The organism is Bacillus sp. F56 (assembly GCF_001748205.1).
Classification (GTDB): Bacteria; Bacillota; Bacilli; order Bacillales; family Bacillaceae; genus Bacillus; species Bacillus stercoris.
The window spans coordinates 149,090-168,405 of the sequence record NZ_BDFC01000010.1 but is presented as its reverse complement, the minus strand read 5'-3'; the positions used below and the strand labels follow the sequence as shown (position 1 = coordinate 168,405).

General features: G+C 44.5%; 23 protein-coding genes and 1 riboswitch. Of the genes, 14 read left to right on the top strand and 9 right to left on the bottom strand.

Annotated features, from left to right (window positions below):
* Nucleotides 1–17 precede the first annotated feature (17 nt).
* From mntB to mntD, 3 genes are read left to right on the top strand one after another with little or no spacing between them, the layout of a single operon-like run.
* Entirely contained in the window at nucleotides 18–770 is a 753-nt protein-coding gene (gene mntB, locus BFW96_RS17820; RefSeq protein ID WP_069840184.1) for a manganese ABC transporter ATP-binding protein MntB, read from the top strand.
* A 5-nt stretch (nucleotides 771–775) separates the two neighbouring features.
* Nucleotides 776–2,083: a metal ABC transporter permease gene (locus tag BFW96_RS17815; RefSeq protein WP_069840183.1), complete on the top strand. Its 1,308-nt coding sequence runs from the start codon at nucleotides 776–778 to the stop codon at nucleotides 2,081–2,083.
* Nucleotides 2,073–2,960, top strand: a complete 888-nt coding sequence (gene mntD, locus BFW96_RS17810) for a manganese ABC transporter permease MntD (protein ID WP_069840182.1) — start codon at nucleotides 2,073–2,075, stop codon at nucleotides 2,958–2,960. The genes BFW96_RS17815 and mntD overlap by 11 nt, the downstream gene beginning before the upstream one ends.
* Before the next feature lie 18 nt (nucleotides 2,961–2,978).
* On the opposite strand, the gene BFW96_RS17805 is transcribed toward mntD, so the two are convergent.
* From BFW96_RS17805 to BFW96_RS17795, 3 genes are read right to left on the bottom strand one after another with little or no spacing between them, the layout of a single operon-like run.
* A complete protein-coding gene (locus BFW96_RS17805; protein ID WP_003229069.1) occupies nucleotides 2,979–3,137 on the bottom strand; it encodes a DUF1540 domain-containing protein in 159 nt (52 codons plus the stop codon).
* Nucleotides 3,138–3,190: 53 nt separating this feature from the next.
* Nucleotides 3,191–4,231 (bottom strand): cytochrome d ubiquinol oxidase subunit II, encoded by a 1,041-nt coding sequence (locus tag BFW96_RS17800; protein ID WP_069840181.1) that lies wholly within the window; start codon nucleotides 4,229–4,231, stop codon nucleotides 3,191–3,193.
* A 42-nt stretch (nucleotides 4,232–4,273) separates the two neighbouring features.
* Complete coding sequence (locus BFW96_RS17795) at nucleotides 4,274–5,605, bottom strand: cytochrome ubiquinol oxidase subunit I (RefSeq protein WP_014665095.1); 1,332 nt, start codon at nucleotides 5,603–5,605, stop codon at nucleotides 4,274–4,276.
* Between the two features lie 205 nt (nucleotides 5,606–5,810).
* Between BFW96_RS17795 and BFW96_RS17790 the strand changes: the two genes are divergently transcribed.
* Complete coding sequence (locus BFW96_RS17790) at nucleotides 5,811–6,059, top strand: type B 50S ribosomal protein L31 (protein ID WP_003219346.1); 249 nt, start codon at nucleotides 5,811–5,813, stop codon at nucleotides 6,057–6,059.
* 93 nt (nucleotides 6,060–6,152) lie between these two features.
* Complete coding sequence (locus BFW96_RS17785) at nucleotides 6,153–6,716, top strand: beta-class carbonic anhydrase (RefSeq protein ID WP_014665093.1); 564 nt, start codon at nucleotides 6,153–6,155, stop codon at nucleotides 6,714–6,716.
* Here BFW96_RS17785 and yidD read toward each other — a convergent pair.
* Nucleotides 6,713–6,940 (bottom strand): membrane protein insertion efficiency factor YidD, encoded by a 228-nt coding sequence (yidD, locus tag BFW96_RS17780; RefSeq protein ID WP_014665092.1) that lies wholly within the window; start codon nucleotides 6,938–6,940, stop codon nucleotides 6,713–6,715. The two genes, BFW96_RS17785 and yidD, sit on opposite strands and share 4 nt — an antisense overlap.
* Before the next feature lie 127 nt (nucleotides 6,941–7,067).
* Here yidD and BFW96_RS17775 point away from each other — a divergent pair, with 127 nt between their 5' ends.
* A complete protein-coding gene (locus BFW96_RS17775) occupies nucleotides 7,068–7,541 on the top strand; it encodes an S-ribosylhomocysteine lyase (protein ID WP_014114882.1) in 474 nt (157 codons plus the stop codon).
* A 119-nt stretch (nucleotides 7,542–7,660) separates the two neighbouring features.
* A complete protein-coding gene (locus BFW96_RS17770; protein WP_069840180.1) occupies nucleotides 7,661–8,098 on the top strand; it encodes a FixH family protein in 438 nt (145 codons plus the stop codon).
* On the opposite strand, the gene ytzI is transcribed toward BFW96_RS17770, so the two are convergent.
* Nucleotides 8,092–8,232: a YtzI protein gene (gene ytzI, locus BFW96_RS17765; protein WP_003229081.1), complete on the bottom strand. Its 141-nt coding sequence runs from the start codon at nucleotides 8,230–8,232 to the stop codon at nucleotides 8,092–8,094. The two genes, BFW96_RS17770 and ytzI, sit on opposite strands and share 7 nt — an antisense overlap.
* Nucleotides 8,233–8,360: 128 nt before the next feature.
* Here ytzI and BFW96_RS17760 point away from each other — a divergent pair, with 128 nt between their 5' ends.
* The 3 genes from BFW96_RS17760 to ytkD all read left to right on the top strand — a co-directional run bounded on the left by BFW96_RS17760 (nucleotide 8,361) and on the right by ytkD (nucleotide 10,044).
* Nucleotides 8,361–8,798, top strand: coding sequence for a Dps family protein (locus tag BFW96_RS17760; RefSeq protein ID WP_069840179.1), 438 nt, complete (start codon nucleotides 8,361–8,363; stop codon nucleotides 8,796–8,798).
* Nucleotides 8,799–8,954: 156 nt separating this feature from the next.
* Nucleotides 8,955–9,359 carry a phage holin family protein gene (locus tag BFW96_RS17755; protein ID WP_014665089.1) on the top strand — a complete coding sequence of 135 codons (405 nt, stop codon included), beginning with the start codon at nucleotides 8,955–8,957 and terminating at the stop codon, nucleotides 9,357–9,359.
* A gap of 208 nt (nucleotides 9,360–9,567) precedes the next feature.
* Nucleotides 9,568–10,044, top strand: coding sequence for an RNA deprotection pyrophosphohydrolase (ytkD, locus tag BFW96_RS17750; RefSeq protein WP_014665088.1), 477 nt, complete (start codon nucleotides 9,568–9,570; stop codon nucleotides 10,042–10,044).
* 29 nt (nucleotides 10,045–10,073) lie between these two features.
* Here the strand turns inward: ytkD and BFW96_RS17745 are convergent, their stop codons facing one another.
* The 3 genes from BFW96_RS17745 to BFW96_RS17735 are packed head-to-tail and all read right to left on the bottom strand — an operon-like array spanning nucleotide 10,074 to nucleotide 12,660.
* On the bottom strand, nucleotides 10,074–10,886 hold the full coding sequence (locus BFW96_RS17745; protein ID WP_069840178.1) for an ABC transporter permease: 813 nt from the start codon (nucleotides 10,884–10,886) through the stop codon (nucleotides 10,074–10,076).
* On the bottom strand, nucleotides 10,861–11,643 hold the full coding sequence (locus tag BFW96_RS17740) for an ABC transporter ATP-binding protein (RefSeq protein ID WP_014665086.1): 783 nt from the start codon (nucleotides 11,641–11,643) through the stop codon (nucleotides 10,861–10,863). The genes BFW96_RS17745 and BFW96_RS17740 overlap by 26 nt, the downstream gene beginning before the upstream one ends.
* A gap of 12 nt (nucleotides 11,644–11,655) precedes the next feature.
* Nucleotides 11,656–12,660: an ABC transporter substrate-binding protein gene (locus BFW96_RS17735; protein ID WP_069840177.1), complete on the bottom strand. Its 1,005-nt coding sequence runs from the start codon at nucleotides 12,658–12,660 to the stop codon at nucleotides 11,656–11,658.
* A gap of 150 nt (nucleotides 12,661–12,810) precedes the next feature.
* On the opposite strand from BFW96_RS17735, the gene BFW96_RS17730 reads away from it, so the two are divergent.
* Together BFW96_RS17730 and BFW96_RS17725 are read left to right on the top strand one after the other, a co-directional pair.
* Nucleotides 12,811–13,584: an alpha/beta hydrolase family protein gene (locus tag BFW96_RS17730; RefSeq protein WP_014665084.1), complete on the top strand. Its 774-nt coding sequence runs from the start codon at nucleotides 12,811–12,813 to the stop codon at nucleotides 13,582–13,584.
* A 51-nt stretch (nucleotides 13,585–13,635) separates the two neighbouring features.
* On the top strand, nucleotides 13,636–13,878 hold the full coding sequence (locus BFW96_RS17725) for a DUF2584 domain-containing protein (protein ID WP_040082053.1): 243 nt from the start codon (nucleotides 13,636–13,638) through the stop codon (nucleotides 13,876–13,878).
* Between the two features lie 37 nt (nucleotides 13,879–13,915).
* On the opposite strand, the gene pckA is transcribed toward BFW96_RS17725, so the two are convergent.
* A complete protein-coding gene (gene pckA, locus BFW96_RS17720) occupies nucleotides 13,916–15,499 on the bottom strand; it encodes a phosphoenolpyruvate carboxykinase (ATP) (protein ID WP_014665082.1) in 1,584 nt (527 codons plus the stop codon).
* A gap of 196 nt (nucleotides 15,500–15,695) precedes the next feature.
* Nucleotides 15,696–15,834: riboswitch (SAM riboswitch) on the top strand.
* Between the two features lie 167 nt (nucleotides 15,835–16,001).
* Here pckA and metK point away from each other — a divergent pair.
* On the top strand, nucleotides 16,002–17,204 hold the full coding sequence (gene metK, locus BFW96_RS17715) for a methionine adenosyltransferase (protein WP_014665081.1): 1,203 nt from the start codon (nucleotides 16,002–16,004) through the stop codon (nucleotides 17,202–17,204).
* Between the two features lie 148 nt (nucleotides 17,205–17,352).
* Nucleotides 17,353–19,251, top strand: coding sequence for an asparagine synthase (glutamine-hydrolyzing) (asnB, locus tag BFW96_RS17710; RefSeq protein WP_014665080.1), 1,899 nt, complete (start codon nucleotides 17,353–17,355; stop codon nucleotides 19,249–19,251).
* Nucleotides 19,252–19,316 lie beyond the last annotated feature (65 nt).

Here is a 19,316-nt window from a genome sequence, read left to right as displayed (position 1 = left end):
GAATAGAGGTGAAGGATATGTTCCCTGTTGAGCTTGATAATGTGACGGTTGCTTATCATAAAAGGCCTGTGCTGCAGGACATTTCGCTGCAGGTGCCGGAAGGAAAACTGATTGGCATTATCGGCCCAAACGGTGCGGGAAAATCAACCTTGATCAAAACCATTCTCGGTCTTGTGCCCCGGGCTTCAGGAGACATTTCTATTTACGGCAAAGACTATAAGGATCAGCGGACCAGAATCGGATATGTTCCGCAGCGCGGTTCGGTTGATTGGGATTTCCCCACAAGCGCGCTCGATGTCGTCCTAATGGGAAGATACGGAAGAATCGGTTTATTAAAGAGGCCAAAGAAAGCAGATGTGGAAATGGCGAAGGCCGCTTTAGCAAAAGTCGGGATGCTTGATTATGCGAATAGGCAGATCAGCCAGCTGTCAGGCGGCCAGCAGCAGCGGGTGTTTCTTGCCCGGGCACTCTGCCAGAACGCTGACATTTATTTTATGGATGAACCGTTTGCAGGTGTCGATGCAGCGACGGAGCGCGCGATTATGACGCTGTTGGCAGAACTCAAAGAAAAAGGAAAAACCGTGCTTGTCGTCCATCATGATCTGCAGACCGCCGAGGATTATTTCGATTGGATCTTACTGCTTCATTTAAGGAAAATCGCTTTCGGACCGGCGGAAAACGTTTTTACGATCGAAAACCTGCAAAAAACATATGGAGGAAGGCTTGCGTTTTTAAAAGATAAAGTACTGGCAGAAGGACATAAGGAGTGAACGCAATGTTTGAAAGTTTGTGGCTGCAGCTCCAGCATCCGAACACACAGTGGGTGCTGGCCGGTACGCTTTTGCTCGGGACGGCAAGCGGTGTTTTGGGCAGCTTTGTGCTGCTGAGAAAGCAAAGTTTAATCGGCGATGCGATGGCCCACTCAGCTCTGCCGGGTGTATGTCTCGCTTTTCTGCTCGCCGGGCAAAAATCACTGCCTTTCTTTTTGCTGGGTGCGGCGCTCGCCGGACTGCTCGGAACGTTTTGTATTCAGCTGATTCCTCGGCTTTCAAAAACAAAGGAGGACTCGGCGATCGGGATTGTTCTTTCTGTGTTTTTTGGCGTTGGGATCATTCTGCTGACATATATTCAGCAGCAGGAGGCGGGAAGCCAAAGCGGGCTTGATTCTTTTTTGTTCGGCCAGGCTGCTTCATTGGTCAGACAGGATATCATCCTTATTGCAGGAATATCTGCTGTTCTACTGCTCCTGTGTATTGTTTTCTTTAAGGAATTTACATTGATTACTTTTGATCCCGCGTTTGCAAAGGGATTGGGAATCCCGGTGCGTTTTTTGAACGGGCTTTTGGCTAGTCTGATTGTCGGTGCTGTCGTTATTGGGCTTCAGACGGTTGGTGTGATATTAATGGCAGCTATGCTGATTACACCTGCCATAGCTGCAAGATATTGGACCGAACGATTGACAGGGATGATCGTCATTGCCGGGATCACTGGCGGGGTCAGCGGAGTGGCCGGAACCCTGCTGAGCACGACCATGAAGGGAATGGCGACAGGTCCATTAATAATCATATCTGCAACGCTGATCTTTCTTTTTTCAATGATTTGCGCGCCTAAGCGGGGGTTGGCGGCTAAAGCCATAAGGCTGATGAGGCTTCGGCGCAGAACAAGCAGGGAGCAAGTGCTGCTGACGATTTATGAACAGTATGAAAAGAAAGATCTTTGTGTAACAGCTGAGAGTGTAAGAAAGAAAAGGCGTTTATCTCCTTCATTATGCCTTAAGGTTTTAAATGACTTGGAACAAGAGAGGTGCATTAAGTGTATCGAAAATGGAGTTTGGCAAATCACAAGCACCGGGATTGAAAAAGGCTACCACACAGCTTTGAAGCAGCGGATGTATGAAGTGTATCTCATGCATGAAATGGAGCTTGCCAATATAGAATTCGACCAGGACTGCTTTGATCCGGATCGTTTGCCAGGGGAAACGAGAGAACGGCTTTTTTCATTATTAAAGCTGTATGGCCGGATGCCTGAGCTGCGAAAAGCGTCTCATGAAGCCGAGAAGGGACAGATCGTAAATGAGTTTTGAAGCATGGATTATAGCTACCGGTGTATTAGTCGGTGTAAGCTGCGCATTGATCGGCACATTTCTTGTGCTGAGAAGCATGGCAATGCTGGCCGACGCAATCAGCCATACCGTGTTGCTTGGCATTGTCGGCGCTTTTCTAGTGACCGGGAGTCTCGACGGGATTTCTATGTTTATCGGTGCAGCTGTAACCGGATTGTTAACGGCATTTTTGGTTCAGCTTCTTCATAGCAAGGGGGTTCAATCAGATGCTGCCATAGGCGTTGTGTTTACATCCTTATTTGCAATCGGCGTCATTTTGCTTTCTGTTTATGGAGCGAATGTCCATCTCGATATTGAGCACTCGTTAATGGGAGAAATCGCTTTTGTGCCGTGGAATACGATGACGGTATTCGGAGTTGATATCGGGCCGAAAGCGTTTTGGATGCTGGCATCTGTTCTGGTTTTAAACGTAGTGTTGATCAGTGTGTGCTATAAGGAGTTTAAAATCGCTTCGTTTGATCCTCAAATGGCTTTAGCCTTAGGAATACCGGTTTTGCTCATTCATTACGTGCAAATGGGCATGCTGTCTTTGACGACTGTTGCTTCCTTTGATTCAGTGGGTGCTGTATTGGTTGTGGCCATGTTGATTGTTCCGCCTGCTGCGGCACATTTGCTGACAGACCGGCTTCTTTATATGCTGATTCTCAGCGCGTTGATTGGCGGGCTGTCGGCGATCATGGGCTATTTCTTCGCAACGTGGCTTAATGTTTCGATTTCAGGAGCGATGGCGGCCATGACAGGTATATGGTATGCAAGCGCCTTTTTGTTTTCACCTGCAAATGGGGTCATGACTAAAAAGCTGAGAACACTCAACATGCAAAAAGAAAGAGCTGGCTGATGCAGCTCTTTCTTTTAATTACAAATCATGCGGCTTAAACGTTTTGCAGTCTGTTTCCCGGCTGTTTTCAGCCGTTTCACCAGTATGGCTGACAACATAAATGGCATCAGCGGTGCATTTGTTTCCTTTGCCCCAATAAGAACAGTTGTTGACTTCGCATAGAATTTTCTGCTCCATGCCATCCCCTCCTTATAAAGGTTCTGGGTTAGTATAGCCGGCAGGCTTCACCTCTATTCCTCCTGGCGGATATAGCGTTTATCTCGCATAAACATTTTCCAGAAGAAATAAAAGCCCGGAAATAGAATGATAAATGCGACGATATACGTCGCAAACAGTGCCCTGAACGTTGCTGGCTCTGTGAAGCCTGACATGACTGTCACATCGGGATAAATCATATACGGAAGATGCGCCCGCCCGTATGCGTAGCTTGCGAGAAAATACTGTATTCCAATCGCGACAAGTGCAAGCCGCGGTTTTCCGATGTTTTTTCCAAAACTCTTGTTAGGCAAAAACAGAGCGATTCCAGCAATGATAAATGTAATGAACGATGCAATAATCCAAGTAAAATCATTTAGCATACCGCTGTACAGCCAGTTTGCTTCATTTCGCATCGTCACCATAATGCATACAGCAAACAACAGTGAAATCGGTCCGGTGATCAGGGCGCTTTTTCTGTAGGCCCGGTACGCATCCTGTTCCTCTGCCACATTTGAAAAATCAGCAAGCAATAGCGAGGATAAAAATAAGGTGCTTAAAATCGCAAATCCGATAAATGAATAGGCGTTGGGGCTTGAAAAGATTTTAGACATATTCAAGTTATAGATCCCGTCCGTTTTTTCGATAAATCCTCCATGAGTCACAGGAAGCACCAAAATTAAAACAGCAGGAATGATAAAGCCGGAGATTCCGGAAATATATCTTAGCGTTTTCCGCTCTTTTGCTGTGTTTGAAAAAACGAGAAATCCGCTTCGGATCGCTAAAAGCAGCAAAATTATGCTGCCGGGAATTAATAACACGGTGCCGAGCACAAATGTCGCACCGGGAAAAAAACTGAAAAGCGCCACGACGATGGCCACAATAAAGACGTTTGTGACCTCCCAAGTCGGGGACAAAAATCGATTCGCAATATCGGTGGCCTTCATGTGTTCCTTGTTTAAATAGATCATAGACCAAAATCCAGCTCCAAAATCCATTGTCGCCATGACGGCGTAAATAAACACAAAGCCCCAGATAATTGAGATGGCGATCAGAGCGTCAGTTGAAATGTCCATTTGTCGATCTTCCTTCCATTTGGTTTCCTGTTTGCGGAGCCATTACGACTCCGCTGTATTTAAATCTTCGTCAACCGGGTGCTTGCGGAAATAGTACAAGAGCACGTAGACGACAGCTGCGCCTAACACGGCATAAACAAATGTGAAAAACAAGAAGAGCACTCCGATCGAACCAGTCGTTGTCACGACATCCGATGTTTTCAGCAGATGATAGATGACCCAAGGCTGCCTCCCCGTACAGGCGAAAATCCAGCCGAATTCAATGCCGATAAGACTAAAAGGGCCTGCTGTCATGAAAATGACCAAAAGCCACGTCGGGAATCGGTCTTTCTTGAGCACCTTTCTCCAGACCACACCGATAATGGAATAAAGAATCAACAGCATGCCTACTCCGACCATCGCGTTAAACAGCGTGTGAATAAAAAGCGGCGGCCATTCATCTCTAGGAAATGCATTCAATCCCTTTACAACAGTGTCAAAACGGTTCGCTGCCAAAAAGCTTAAAGCCCATGGAATCTCGATAGCCCATTTTACTTTTTCTTCTTTCGGGTCGGTAAAACCGCCGATCGCGAGCGGAGCGTGGGATCTTGTTTCAAACAGGCCTTCCGCACCGGCTAATTTTTCGGGCTGGTATTCGTACAGCATCTGTGCTGATTCGTGTCCGTTCAAAGCGGTCAGCAATGAAAAAATACCGCCGATCGTGAGTGCGAGCAAAAGGGCTTTCCGGTGAAAGCGATAGACCTTTTCCTTTTTTCTCGTCCGGATCATTTTATATGCGGCCACAGAAGCCACGATAAACGCTCCCGTCATAAATGCGGATAAAACGACATGGCCCGCAGTGATAAAAAAGCTTGGGTTGAAGAACGCGGCCCACGGATCAACATCTGTGATTTTTCCGTTTAAAATTTTAAAACCTGCCGGAGTTCCTTCAAAGGCATGGACATTCGTGATCAGAACAGCGGATGCTGCGGCCCCGACTAACACAAAGAAAACAGCAACAATCCTCATTGCAGGTGATAAGCGGTCTGCTGCGTATACATAAATCGACATGAAAAGGGCTTCAACAAAAAAAGCATAGATTTCAATTTGAAACGGCAGGGACATGACCCGGCCGATGACTTCCATAAATCCCGGCCATAAAAGCGCGAGCTGAGTGCCCGCGATCGTTCCGGTCGGTATGGCGACTCCCAGTAAAACGGCTTGTGCTTTCGTCCACCTTTTCGCCATGATCGCATAATGGTCATCTTTCGTTTTTTGATAGATCAATTCCGCCACTAAAATCATGAGCGGCAGACCGACTCCTAGCGTTGCGAAAATGATATGAAAGCCCATTGTCGTGCCAAAAAGGCTTCTGGCCAAAACTAAATCATCCACAATCGTAAACCACCTTTCTCAAATGACGTTCTGTATGTATTTTGGGTTTATTATTTGCTTCCTCGGTTAGATTATTCTTCCTATTCTTAAATGCCATGAGGTTTACGATGAGAGAACAGAGGGAAGGATGTAAGAAGATTGACAAAACGTTTGTGACGTTATAAAATAAAACGTAATTATTACGATTTATTGAAAGGAGATACTCATGAAAGAAGGAATTCATCCAAAGAACCACAAAGTGATATTTCAGGATGTCAACAGCGGCTACCGTTTTCTAAGCACCTCTACTAAAACATCTAATGAAACAGCAGAGTGGGAAGACGGCAACACATATCCCGTCATTAAAGTAGAAGTAAGCTCTGACACGCATCCGTTTTATACAGGCCGCCAGAAATTCAATGAAAAAGGCGGACGAGTTGAGCAGTTCAAAAAACGCTATAACATGGGGAAATAAGGCAGACCTGAGGGTTTGTCTTTTTTTATTATGACGAATAAACAAGTGTTGTGATATATTGAAGAGTAAAAAGAATAGAAAGGGACAATGAACATGAGTCTTCTAAATGATATTCTCGAATTTAACAAGACATTTACTGAACAAAGAGAGTATGAAAAGTATAAAACGTCAAAATTCCCCGATAAAAAAATGGCGATTCTTTCTTGCATGGACACTCGTCTGGTTGAACTGCTGCCGCATTCGATGAATATGCGAAACGGAGATGTGAAAATCATTAAAAGTGCCGGTGCGCTTGTGACACACCCATTCGGAAGCATCATGAGAAGTTTACTCGTCGCAGTGTACGAGCTGAACGCCGATGAGGTATGTGTGATCGGACATCACGATTGCGGCATGAGCAAAATCAGCAGCGAAAGCATGCTTGATAGAATCAAAGAAAGAGGAATTCCGGAAGAACGCATCGAAACATTAAAGTACTCCGGTGTTGATTTTGATCAATGGTTTAAAAGCTTTGATTCAGTAGAAGCAAGTGTGAAAGACAGCGTAGAAGTCATTAAACATCATCCGCTGTTCCCGGAAAACGTTCCAGTCCATGGCTTAGTTATTGATCCTGACACAGGAAAACTGGATCTTGTCGTAAACGGCTATAACGCTTAATGTTTGTGTTTCTTTTCAGGAACGGGATCGACCCCTCCCGGATGGAACGGATGGCATTTCAAAATCCGTTTGATTGTCAGCCAGCCGCCTTTTAAAGCCCCATGTGTTTTAATCGCTTCGATTCCATATTGAGAGCAAGTCGGATAAAAGCGGCATGTTGGCGGCGTCAGCGGCGAGATGAATTTTTGATATCCTCTGATCAGAGCGATAAATAGGGTTTTCATATGTATTCAGCAACCTTTCTGATGCAAGTATAAGAAAAAAAACGCAGATTGAAAAGCTATTCGATTATTCTTATCGGAAAGGTATGTTATAATGAATGTACATTTTTAGAAAAGGGAGAGTGCCATTATGCCTTCAGTAGAAAGTTTTGAGCTTGATCATAATGCGGTTGTTGCTCCATATGTAAGACATTGCGGCGTGCATAAAGTAGGAACAGACGGCGTTGTAAATAAATTTGATATTCGTTTTTGCCAGCCAAATAAACAAGCGATGAAGCCTGACACCATTCACACACTTGAGCATTTGCTCGCGTTTACGATTCGTTCTCATGCAGAGAAATACGATCATTTTGATATCATTGATATCTCTCCAATGGGCTGCCAGACCGGCTATTATCTTGTAGTGAGCGGAGAGCCGACACCAGCGGAAATCGTTGATCTGCTTGAAGACACAATGAAGGAAGCGGTAGAGATTACTGAAATACCGGCTGCGAATGAGAAGCAGTGCGGCCAAGCGAAGCTTCATGATCTGGAAGGCGCTAAACGTTTAATGCGTTTCTGGCTTTCACAGGATAAAGAAGAATTGCTAAAAGTATTTGGCTAAAATAGAAAAGACCTTTTTGCTCAAGCGCAAAAAGGTCTTTTTTGTGACGTCTCATATTTTGTGTACCATTTGCTGTAAGCGTTTGCTACTATTTAGGTAAACGATGAAAGGGTGATGGCATGAAAAAGATGTTGGTTGTTCTGCTTTTTTCTGCTTTTTTGCTTAACGGATGCGGATCTGGCGAAAGCAAAGCAAATACAGATGAGGCGCCCAAGGTTTTGGATGTCAAGCTGACCGGGCCTGAAAAAGTAAATCCCGGAGAAAGCGCTGCTTATGAAGCAGCCGTATCATACGGTGATGAAGCTGTGACAGATGCCGATGAAGTAGAGTTTGAAGTATGGAAAGAAGGGGAAAAAGACGCCAGCCAAATGTTTAAGGCGAAACAAGAAAAAGGCGTATACCGGTTGGAAACAACGTTTAAGGAAGATGGTGTATACACTGTCCAATCCCATGTCACAGCAAAAAAACAGCATAGCATGCCGACCTTAAAAGTCCAAGTCGGAGACGCCGATGCTGCGGGCAATCAGTCAGAAGAGAAGCAATCACATCATCATTGATTGTGTGAATCAGAATGATTTTCTTGCGGTGGATCAATGGTATGCTTTACATTATAGGCTTTTACAGTCGTCCAAATAGTTACAAGCAACACAGCCAGCACAATCAAAATACTTATCGTAATGAGAAGCGTCATGACATTCCACCTCCCGTTTTTTAACAATTGTAGCATAATAGAAGAAATCGTGACAGATAAGGGTAAAAAAGAGGTTTTAGCGTACGATATTAAGGGTATACATAGTCATATAACAAGGAGGAGATACCATGTCAGAACAATTGATTCAAGCAGTGAACAAACAAGTAGCCAACTGGACGGTCATGTATGTGAAACTACATAATTATCACTGGTATGTGAAAGGGAAAGATTTCTTCACTCTTCATGAAAAGTTTGAGGAGCTGTACAACGAAACAGCAACTTATATTGATGACTTAGCAGAACGTCTTTTGGCGCTGGACGGAAAACCGATTGCAACAATGAAGGAATCCTTAGAAACGGCTTCTGTCAAAGAAGCGGCTGGAAATGAAACAGCTGAACAAATGGTTCAAAGCGTATACGATGATTTTACGGTCATCGCGGAAGAGCTGAAAAACGGCATGGATTTAGCTGATGAAGTCGGTGACGAAACAACAGGGGACATGCTTCTTGCGATCCATCAAAATATTGAAAAACATAACTGGATGCTAAAAGCTTACCTGGGGTAAAAGAACGGCCGGACGTCTAAAAACAGACGTCCGGCTTTTCTTTTTGTATCTGAAAAATAGGCGACAACCAGTCCATTTTTCTGAAAAATCCAATCCGGTCGGCTTGTTTTCCATAGAATATCGTAAGGCCGTTTCTGTGAAAGGATGTTGGGATAAATGGATAGAGACTTTGGCATCTTTTCGTTAATAGCAGTCAGCGTTTCAGCAGCGGGTTTTTTCTTCGGAGGTTTTCAGTATTCATTTCTGATTTTGCTCTCTCTTATGGCAATTGAATTTATCAGTACGACTTTGAAGGAAACAATTATTCACAAACTGTCGTTTAAGAAGATATTTGCCCGGCTTGTCAAAAAATTAGTCACGCTGGCTCTGATCTCTGTATGCCACTTTTTTGATCAGCTGCTGAATACACAGGGGTCCATTCGTGACTTGGCTATTATGTTTTATATTCTTTATGAATCTGTGCAAATTGTTGTGACAGCCAGTTCTCTCGGCATACCGGTTCCCCAGGTGCTTGTCGATCTTTTAGAAACGTTAAAAAATAAATTTAAACGCAAACCGTAACTTTTCCCTGTTCGCGGGTCATAATAAAGCCCAGAGCGTCAGTCGCACTTTTCGGCATTAGGTATCGTAAAAAACTGTACGAGCTAGTCTGTATGCAGAACCTGACGGCGTGCTGGGTTTCCCTTATTTTTTGATAAAAGGCTTCCGCAGAAACGTAACTGTGGTATGATGTATGGAAGATAGCTAGGAACGGATTTGAGGGATAAACATGTACGAGTTTAAAGATTATTATCAGAATACTGTTCAGCTTTCCTTTGACAATCAGCCTTTCTCGGACAGCCCGAAGCATGTCTGGGTGATTTGCCGTTTTGGCGGCAAATGGCTTTTAACAGAACATGAGGACAGAGGCTATGAGTTTCCAGGCGGGAAAGTAGAGCCGATGGAGTGCGCGGAAGAGGCTGCGCTTCGGGAAGTAAAGGAAGAGACGGGCGCGAGAGTCAAAAGCCTCAAGTATCTCGGACAGTATAAGGTTCTCGGTAAAGAAAAAGTGATTGTGAAAAATATATATTTTGCAGATATAGAAAAGCTTGAAGAGCAAGCTGATTACTTTGAAACGAAAGGCCCGGTTTTGTTTCACGAGCTTCCGGAGAACCTTTCCCGCAATAAAAAGTTCAGCTTTATTATGAAGGATTCCGTTCTTCCGATCAGTTTGAAAAAACTGAAAGAATCTGGATGGATCGAATAAAAAATCCGGCACATGTGCCGGATTTTTTATTATGTCCTGCCCTTCGTCCATTTCTTTTCCAGCAGCTCGACGCCCTGATACATCAGAGTGGCAAAGATGGCGATGATCAGCAGGCTTAAGAAGACGAGTGTAAAATTGAAGACTTGGAATCCGTAAATAATCATATATCCCAATCCAACCTTCGAAACGAGGAATTCCCCTACAATGACGCCAACCCATGATAAACCGACGTTTACTTTTAATGTTGAAATAATCGCGGGAGAGGATGCGGGCAGTATGGCTTCTTTAAAAATAACCCATTTTTTTGCGCCGAATGTTTTCATGACTTTCGTATAGTTTTCGTCGACCTCCTGAAAGGCGGTGTACACAACGATGGTGGTGATAATGACGCTGATGATGGCTCCCATCGCAATAATGCTGATTAAACTGGGACCGAGTGCGACAATCAGGATCGGGCCTAGGGCCACTTTCGGCATTGCATTCAAGATCACAAGATACGGATCTAAAATCCTGGCAAGCCGATTGGACCACCATAACAAAGCAGCGAGGCACGTGCCCATAAACGTTCCAAGCAAAAAGCCTAGCACCGTTTCGAATAAAGTGACGCCGATGTGTGACAGTAATGAACCGTCACCGAGTTTCTCCAGCAATAAACGCCATACAGCTGATGGAGAGCTGAAGATCAGCGGATCGATCCAGCCTTGCCTGCTGGAGATTTCCCAGCCTGAGAAAAAGAGAATAAATATGGCAAGCTGAAAGGAATGGACATTCCACTTTTCCTTTTTTTGTTTGAATTGATACTGCTCATGAAGCAGATCAATGGTTTCTTTGCTGTTTCTCAAGAGAATTCAGCTCCTTCCATATCGTTTGAAACAGCGTCTGGAAGGATGGCTCCTGGCGGGCGTCAAAAGGCATCATCGAGGCCAATTCCTTAGGAATGGTAAAAATCTGATGGATGGTGCCCGGCTGATTCGAAAATAAAAAGATCGTATCGCTCATCGCTATCGCTTCCCCTATATCATGAGTGACAAGTACTGCTGTTTTTTGATATTCCTTTAATGTGCGGAATACCAGGTTTTCCAATGACAGCTTTGTCTGAAAATCAAGCGCGGAAAATGGCTCATCCAGCAAAAGCAGACTTGGATCTGGCGCAAGAGTTCTTGCAAGCGCGGCCCGCTGGCGCATCCCGCCTGACAGCTCTTTCGGATATTTTTTCTCCACATCTATGAGGCCGAACTCCGGCAATAGGCCGAGTGCAGCGGCCTTGCTTTCTTCTGTCAGCGTGTCGGCGATTTTTAAACCGAGAAGCACATTTTCCTCGATAGATTTCCAGGGAAATAAGTAATCCTGCTGAAGCATATAGCCAATGTTATGTTCTTTTTGATTCGGCTCACGGCCTTCAATCAGAACTCTGCCTTCCGATGGCTCAATCAAACCGGCAATAATGGAAAGCAGTGTTGTTTTTCCGCAGCCGCTTGGGCCGAGAAATGAGATGAAATCACCTTTTTCGGCATCGAAATGAATATCCCGCACAGCCGTTGTTTTTTCTTTGATAGAAAAGTAAGTATGGGTTACATGGTCGACATGTAAGAAAGACATAGATGGCGCCTCCTATTTCTCCGAGGTGACTTTTTCAGCAATTTCTTTATTTACAAGCTGATTGTATGGAATGTGCTTCGGCAGTTCTCCCGCTTGATCCATGATGTCTTGGAGCAGCTCCCATTCTTTTTCGTTAAGCAGAGGATCTGGCGAATATGAATGCTGCTTTTTATAGCGTTCAATGGATGTTTCGATGACGTCTGGGTCGGTATCATCAAATTCATCTTTAATGGCATCTGTGATGTCCTTCGCAGAATGATTTTCAACCCACTGCTGCGCCTTGTAAATGGCTTTTGTAAACTTGACGGCTGTGTCTTCATTTTTCTTCAGGTAGCTTTGTTTCGCCATAAAGGTCGTGTAAGGAACCTCGCCTGATTCTTCTCCGAATGAAGCCACGATATGGCCGATGCCTTTTTTCTCAAAGAGAGAAGCCTGCGGTTCAAAAAGCTGTACATACTCACCGGTTCCAGAAGCAAACGCATTGGCAATATTGGCGAAATCTATGTTCTGGATGAGGTCTATATCTTTATGCGGGTCAATCTTATGTTTGTTCAGCACATACTCGCCGACCATTTGAGGCATGCCGCCTTTTCGCTGGCCGAGAAACGTTTTTCCGTTCAGCTGATCCCAGTTGAAGTGTTCAACATCTTCTCTCGCGACAAGGAACGTCCCGTCTGTCTGAGTCAGCTGGGCGAAGTTAATAACGGGGTCCTTAGCCCCTTGCGCCTCGACATAAATAGATGTTTCTGATCCGACAAGCGCGATGTCGGAGCCGTTTGAAAGAAGCGATGTCATCGTTTTGTCTCCGCCCCAGGTTGTATTCACATCGACATCAAGCCCTTCTTCCTTAAAAAATCCTTTTGACTCCGCAACATATAAAGGTGCGTAAAAAATAGAATGGGTCACTTCAGCCACTTTAACTTTGGTCAGCGTTTCTTCTTGCTTGCAAGCTGCCAGGGCGATCATCAGAAAGATACTGCCGACACAGGCGAAGCCCAGCCTTAACCATTTGTTCACATAGACAACCTCCTTAATTAGCATCAAGTTAATATCCTTTTTTGCTTTACATATCGTATGATGGGTATAAAAATGTGTGAATGCCTAATCAGTTTCACCGGATGTAATTTTGGAGTAAGGAAAGCATATAGAAAAAAGGAGGCGGCTGTTTTGATTGTAGAGAAAAGAAGATTTCCGTCGCCAAGCCAGCATGTGCGTTTGTATACGGTCTGCTATCTGTCAAATGGGTTACGGGTAAAGGGGCTTCTGGCTGAGCCGGCGGAACCGGGACAATATGACGGATTTTTATATTTGCGCGGCGGGATTAAAAGCGTGGGCATGGTTCGGCCGGGCCGGATTATCCAGTTTGCATCCCAAGGGTTTGTGGTGTTTGCTCCTTTTTACAGAGGAAATCAAGGAGGAGAAGGCAATGAGGATTTTGCCGGAGAAGACAGGGAGGATGCATTTTCTGCTTTTCGCCTTCTTCAGCAGCACCCAAATGTCAAGAAGGACAGAATTCATATCTTCGGGTTTTCCCGCGGCGGGATTATGGGAATGCTCACGGCAATCGAAATGGGAAGGCATGCGGCTTCATTTGTTTCCTGGGGAGGCGTCAGTGACATGATCCTTACATACGAGGAGCGGCAGGATTTGCGGCGAATGATGAAAAGAGTCATCGGCGGAACACCGAAAAAGGTGCCTGAGGAATATCAGTGGCGAACACCGTTTGATCAAGTAAACAAAATTCAGGCTCCCGTGCTGTTAATCCATGGAGAAAAAGACCAAAATGTTTCGATTCAGCATTCCTATTTATTTGAAGAAAGGCTAAAACAATTGCATAAGCCGGTTGAGACGTGGTATTACAGTACATTCACACATTATTTCCCGCCAAAAGAAAACCGGCGTATCGTTCGGCAGCTTACACAATGGATGAAAAACCGCTGACAATGAAATATGGTATGATAAAGAAAAAAGAGAACGAAAGGGGATCTCACTTTGGGAATGCCTGTTGAATTTAATACACTGATTGTGACAAAAGGAAAAGAAGTTCGCATAGATGAAAATATATTCACGTTAGAGAAGGACGGATACCGTGTATATCCGATGGAGATTCCGATGGATGTGCGCAAAACAAAGCTTGGCGAAAAGTCGGGCACAGCTGAAGTGCAGAAGCTTCAATGGGAAGACGGCCGGACGCTCATTACGTACAAGCTGACTTCTTTGCATTCTGTCAATTAAAACAAGCCAAGAGCTAATTGCTCTTGGCTTTTGCTTTTTAAACGAGAGGGCCGCCTGCCTGTGCAATGGCATCTGTATGTGCGAACTTTTTAAAATTCTCTTTGAATTCATTTGCAAGGTAGAATGCCTTTTCTCTGTATTCTTCCTTGTTGGCCCACGTGTTTTCAGGCTGAAGGATGTGATCAGGAACGCCAGGAACATGAGCCGGGATGTGCAGGCCAAAAATATCGTCAGTTATGATTTCTGCATCCTCTAATTTACCTTCAATCGCTGCTTTGACCATTGCTCTTGTGTAAGAAAGCTTCATTCGTTCGCCAGTGCCATAGCCGCCCCCGGTCCAGCCGGTATTGACCAAGAAAACGTCTGCGCCGTGTTCATCGATCTTTTTGCCGAGCATTTCAGCATAGACGTGAGCAGGAAGCGGCAGGAACGGTGAGCCGAAGCAAGTGGAGAACGTCGTTTCAGGTGACGTCACACCTCGTTCAGTTCCGGCAAGCTTGCTCGTGTAACCGCTCAAGAAATGGTACATCGCCTGTTCCTTCGTCAGTTTGCTGATCGGCGGCAGGACTCCAAAGGCATCAGCCGTCAAAAATACAATTGCAGACGGATGGCCTGCCATGCTTGGAGTCACGATGTTATCAATCATATGGATCGGGTAAGCTGCCCGCGTGTTTTCAGTATAGAAGGAATCATCATAATTGGCTTCACGTGTGTCTTCATCAACAACGACATTCTCGAGAACTGATCCGAAACGAATTGCGTTAAAGATCTGAGGTTCCTTCTCCTCGCTTAAGTGAATGCACTTAGCGTAGCATCCGCCTTCGATATTAAAGACGCCTGTATCAGACCAGCCATGTTCATCGTCACCGATCAGCTTGCGGTCAGCATCGGCTGAAAGAGTGGTCTTTCCTGTTCCTGACAGTCCGAAGAAAAGGGCGACATCACCTTTTTCACCGACATTGGCGGAGCAGTGCATGGATAAAATATCTCTTTCAGGCAGCAGGAAATTCATAATGGAGAAAATGGACTTCTTCATTTCTCCGGCATACTCTGTTCCCCCGATTAAAATCGTCCGTTTTTCGAAAGAGACAATAATAAACGTTTCGGAATGAGTGCCGTCTGTTTTTGGGTCCGCTTTGAAATGCGGAGCAGAAAGAATGGTGAACGGCTGCTCAACTGTTTTCTTATCATTGCCTTCCGGACGGATGAACAGCTGCCGCGCAAATAAATTGTGCCATGCGAACTCATTTACGACAGTGATCGGCAGCCTGTATTTCTCGTCTGCTCCGGCAAATCCTTCGAAAACAAACAGCTCATCTCGCTGTTTCAGGTAGCTGACAACTTTCGTATAAAGCCGATCAAACGCTTCTTCTGAAATCGGCTGATTCACCGGGCCCCAATCGATCTTATTTTTCGTGCTTTCTTCCTCCACGATGAATTTATCTTTAGGTGAACGTCCTGTGTAAGCGCCTGTTGTCGCGCGAACAGCACCCGTGGATGTTAAAATGCCTTCGTTTCGGGAGAGTACTTTTTCTGTTAGCTGTGCTGCTGATAAATTATGACGCACATTTGGACTTGTTAATAAGGCTTGTAAATCAGCGGTCAAATCAACTGAGTTCATATGAAACCTTCCTTTATCGTTTTTTGTGTTTTGCTAATTGTGAATTAGTATAACATATATTTTCAAATAGTCTATACTATTTATCATTTTTTGTGTGTGCATTTCCATTGTTTTCCCTCAATATAGGTGCCTATTTCTTCTGAATCATATTGACATTGCAAACCCTTTTACGATAAGATATTTCATTGAGCGGATACTCTTATCCCGAGCTGGCGGAGGGACAGGCCCTATGAAGCCCAGCAACCGGTTTCTCTGTTATTTATTATGTTGAACTGAGTGAGACAACCAAGGTGCTAACCTGTTGCAAGGTTGTATGATTCCTTGAGCGATAAGAGTGAAAGGCACAAAGACCAAACCCTTTCCTCGATGGAAAAGGTTTTTTTATTTCATAAATATGCCAATTAACATTCTCTAATATAACGTTACATTGTATAAGAGGGAGCGAGTTCCGTATCATATATGCAAGGTCTATCGGGAGACCTTGTGCAGGAGGAAGCAAATCATGAGTAAAAATCGTCGTTTATTTACATCAGAATCTGTTACGGAGGGGCATCCAGATAAAATCTGTGACCAGATTTCTGACAGCATTTTAGATGAAATTTTAAAGAAAGACCCTAACGCGCGTGTTGCTTGTGAAACATCTGTGACAACTGGTTTGGTTCTTGTCAGCGGAGAGATCACAACATCTACGTATGTTGACATTCCGAAAACAGTGCGCCAAACCATTAAAGAAATCGGATACACACGTGCGAAATACGGATTTGATGCGGAAACTTGTGCGGTTTTAACATCAATTGATGAGCAGTCTGCTGATATCGCAATGGGTGTAGACCAAGCGCTTGAAGCCCGTGAAGGCACAATGAGCGAAGAAGAAATTGAAGCGATCGGTGCTGGTGACCAAGGTTTAATGTTCGGTTATGCGTGCAACGAAACGAAAGAGCTTATGCCTCTTCCAATTTCACTTGCTCATAAATTAGCCCGCCGCCTAAGTGAAGTCCGTAAAGAAGATATTCTTCCGTACCTTCGCCCTGACGGCAAAACACAGGTAACTGTTGAGTACGATGAAAATAACAAGCCTGTCCGCATTGACGCGATTGTTATTTCAACTCAGCATCACCCTGAAATTACACTTGAGCAAATTCAGCGCAACATTAAAGAACATGTCATCAATCCGGTTGTTCCTAAAGAATTGATTGATGAAGAAACAAAATATTTCATCAACCCAACAGGACGTTTCGTAATCGGAGGCCCTCAAGGGGATGCGGGACTTACAGGACGCAAAATCATCGTTGATACGTACGGCGGCTATGCACGCCACGGCGGAGGCGCGTTCTCAGGAAAGGATGCGACGAAGGTAGACCGTTCTGCGGCTTATGCAGCAAGATACGTTGCGAAAAACATCGTTGCGGCTGAGCTTGCTGATTCTTGCGAAGTGCAGCTTGCTTACGCGATTGGTGTTGCACAGCCTGTGTCAATCTCAATCAACACGTTCGGTTCCGGAAAAGCTTCTGAAGAAAAACTGATTGAAGTTGTCCGCAATAACTTTGATTTACGACCTGCCGGCATTATCAAAATGCTTGATTTACGCCGTCCGATCTACAAACAAACTGCTGCGTACGGCCACTTTGGACGTCACGATGTTGACCTTCCATGGGAGCGTACAGACAAAGCGGAGCAGCTGCGTAAAGAAGCGTTAGGAGAATAATTTTATAGCCGCTTACTGGTTAAGCGGCTTTCCTTTTTTATCGTTGTATTCATGTTTATTTTTTTACATAACTGTGAAACCAAATACTATTCACAGCGTCTATAAATAGGGGTTCAATGATGACAATTTTAATTATGGAGGCAATACTATGTGTGGATTTGTCGGGGTTTTTAACAAGCATCCGTTAGCTCAAACCGCTGATCAAGAAGAACTAATCAAACAAATGAACCAAATGATCGTTCACCGCGGTCCTGACAGTGATGGATATTTCCATGATGAGCACGTCGGATTCGGATTCAGACGTCTCAGCATTATTGATGTAGAAAATGGCGGACAGCCTTTATCATATGAAGATGAAACATATTGGATTATCTTTAACGGGGAAATCTATAACTATATTGAACTGAGAGAAGAGCTTGAAGCAAAGGGGTACACATTCAACACGGATTCGGACACAGAGGTTCTTCTTGCGACTTACCGTCATTATAAAGAAGAAGCGGCGTCCAAACTGCGCGGTATGTTTGCCTTTCTGATTTGGAATAAAAACGATCATGTGCTTTATGGAGCAAGAGATCCATTCGGCATTAAACCGTTGTACTACACAACGATCAATGATCAGGTTTATTTTGCCTCAGAGAGAAAAAGTTTAATGGTTGCTCAGAATGATATTGAAATAGACAAAGAGGCATTGCAGCAGTACATGTCTTTCCAATTTGTTCCTGAACCAAACACGCTTGATGCCCATGTGAAAAAAGTAGAGCCGGGTTCACAGTTCACAATCCGCCCGGACGGCGATATCACATTCAAGACGTATTTCAAAGCGAACTTCAAGCCGGTTCAGACTGAAGAAGACAAGCTTGTAAAAGAAGTCAGAGACGCGATCTATGACTCTGTAAACGTTCATATGAGAAGTGACGTTCCTGTCGGTTCATTCCTGTCTGGCGGAATTGATTCTTCCTTTATTGTGTCTGTTGCGAAGGAATTTCATCCAAGCTTAAAAACATTCTCAGTCGGCTTTGAACAGCAGGGCTTCAGTGAAGTCGATGTAGCGAAAGAAACTGCAGCGGCGCTGGGCATTGAAAATATCAGCAAAGTCATTTCGCCTGAGGAATACATGAATGAGCTTCCGAAGATCGTATGGCATTTTGATGACCCGCTTGCTGATCCGGCAGCGATTCCGTTGTACTTTGTTGCAAAAGAAGCGAAAAAACATGTAACGGTTGCTTTATCAGGTGAAGGAGCGGATGAGCTCTTCGGCGGATATAACATTTACCGTGAACCGCTTTCGCTCAAACCATTTGAACGCATTCCGTCCGGCCTGAAAAAAATGCTTCTGCACGTTGCTGCCGTGATGCCTGAAGGGATGAGAGGAAAGAGCCTTCTTGAGCGCGGCTGCACTCCGCTTCAGGATCGTTATATCGGTAACGCGAAAATCTTTGAAGAGTCTGTCAAAAAGCAGCTGTTGAAGCATTATAATCCGAACCTTTCATATCGCGATGTGACGAAGACTTACTTTACAGAAAGCAGCTCGTACAGCGATATCAACAAAATGCAGTATGTCGATATCCACACTTGGATGCGCGGCGACATTTTGTTAAAAGCGGATAAAATGACGATGGCAAATTCTTTGGAACTGCGTGTGCCGTTCTTAGATAAAGTCGTATTTGACGTCGCTTCAAAAATTCCTGATGAGCTGAAAACGAAAAACGGCACGACGAAATATCTTCTTCGCAAAGCCGCTGAAGGGATTGTGCCTGAGCACGTATTAAACCGCAAAAAGCTTGGTTTCCCTGTACCGATCCGTCATTGGCTGAAAAACGAAATGAACGAATGGGTGCGAAATATTATTCAAGAAAGCCAAACGGATGCATATATCCATAAGGATTATGTCCTTCAGCTTCTTGAAGACCATTGTGCGGACAAGGCTGATAACAGCCGTAAAATCTGGACTGTACTGATCTTTATGATCTGGCACAGCATTAATATTGAAAAACGGTATATGCCTGAAGAGCTGAGCCATCAGCCTAAAGAAGTCATCTTTGTGTAACAGACAACAAGGCTTTCGATTAGTCGAAAGCCTTGTTATTATCCTTTTATTTCTCCATCATCATT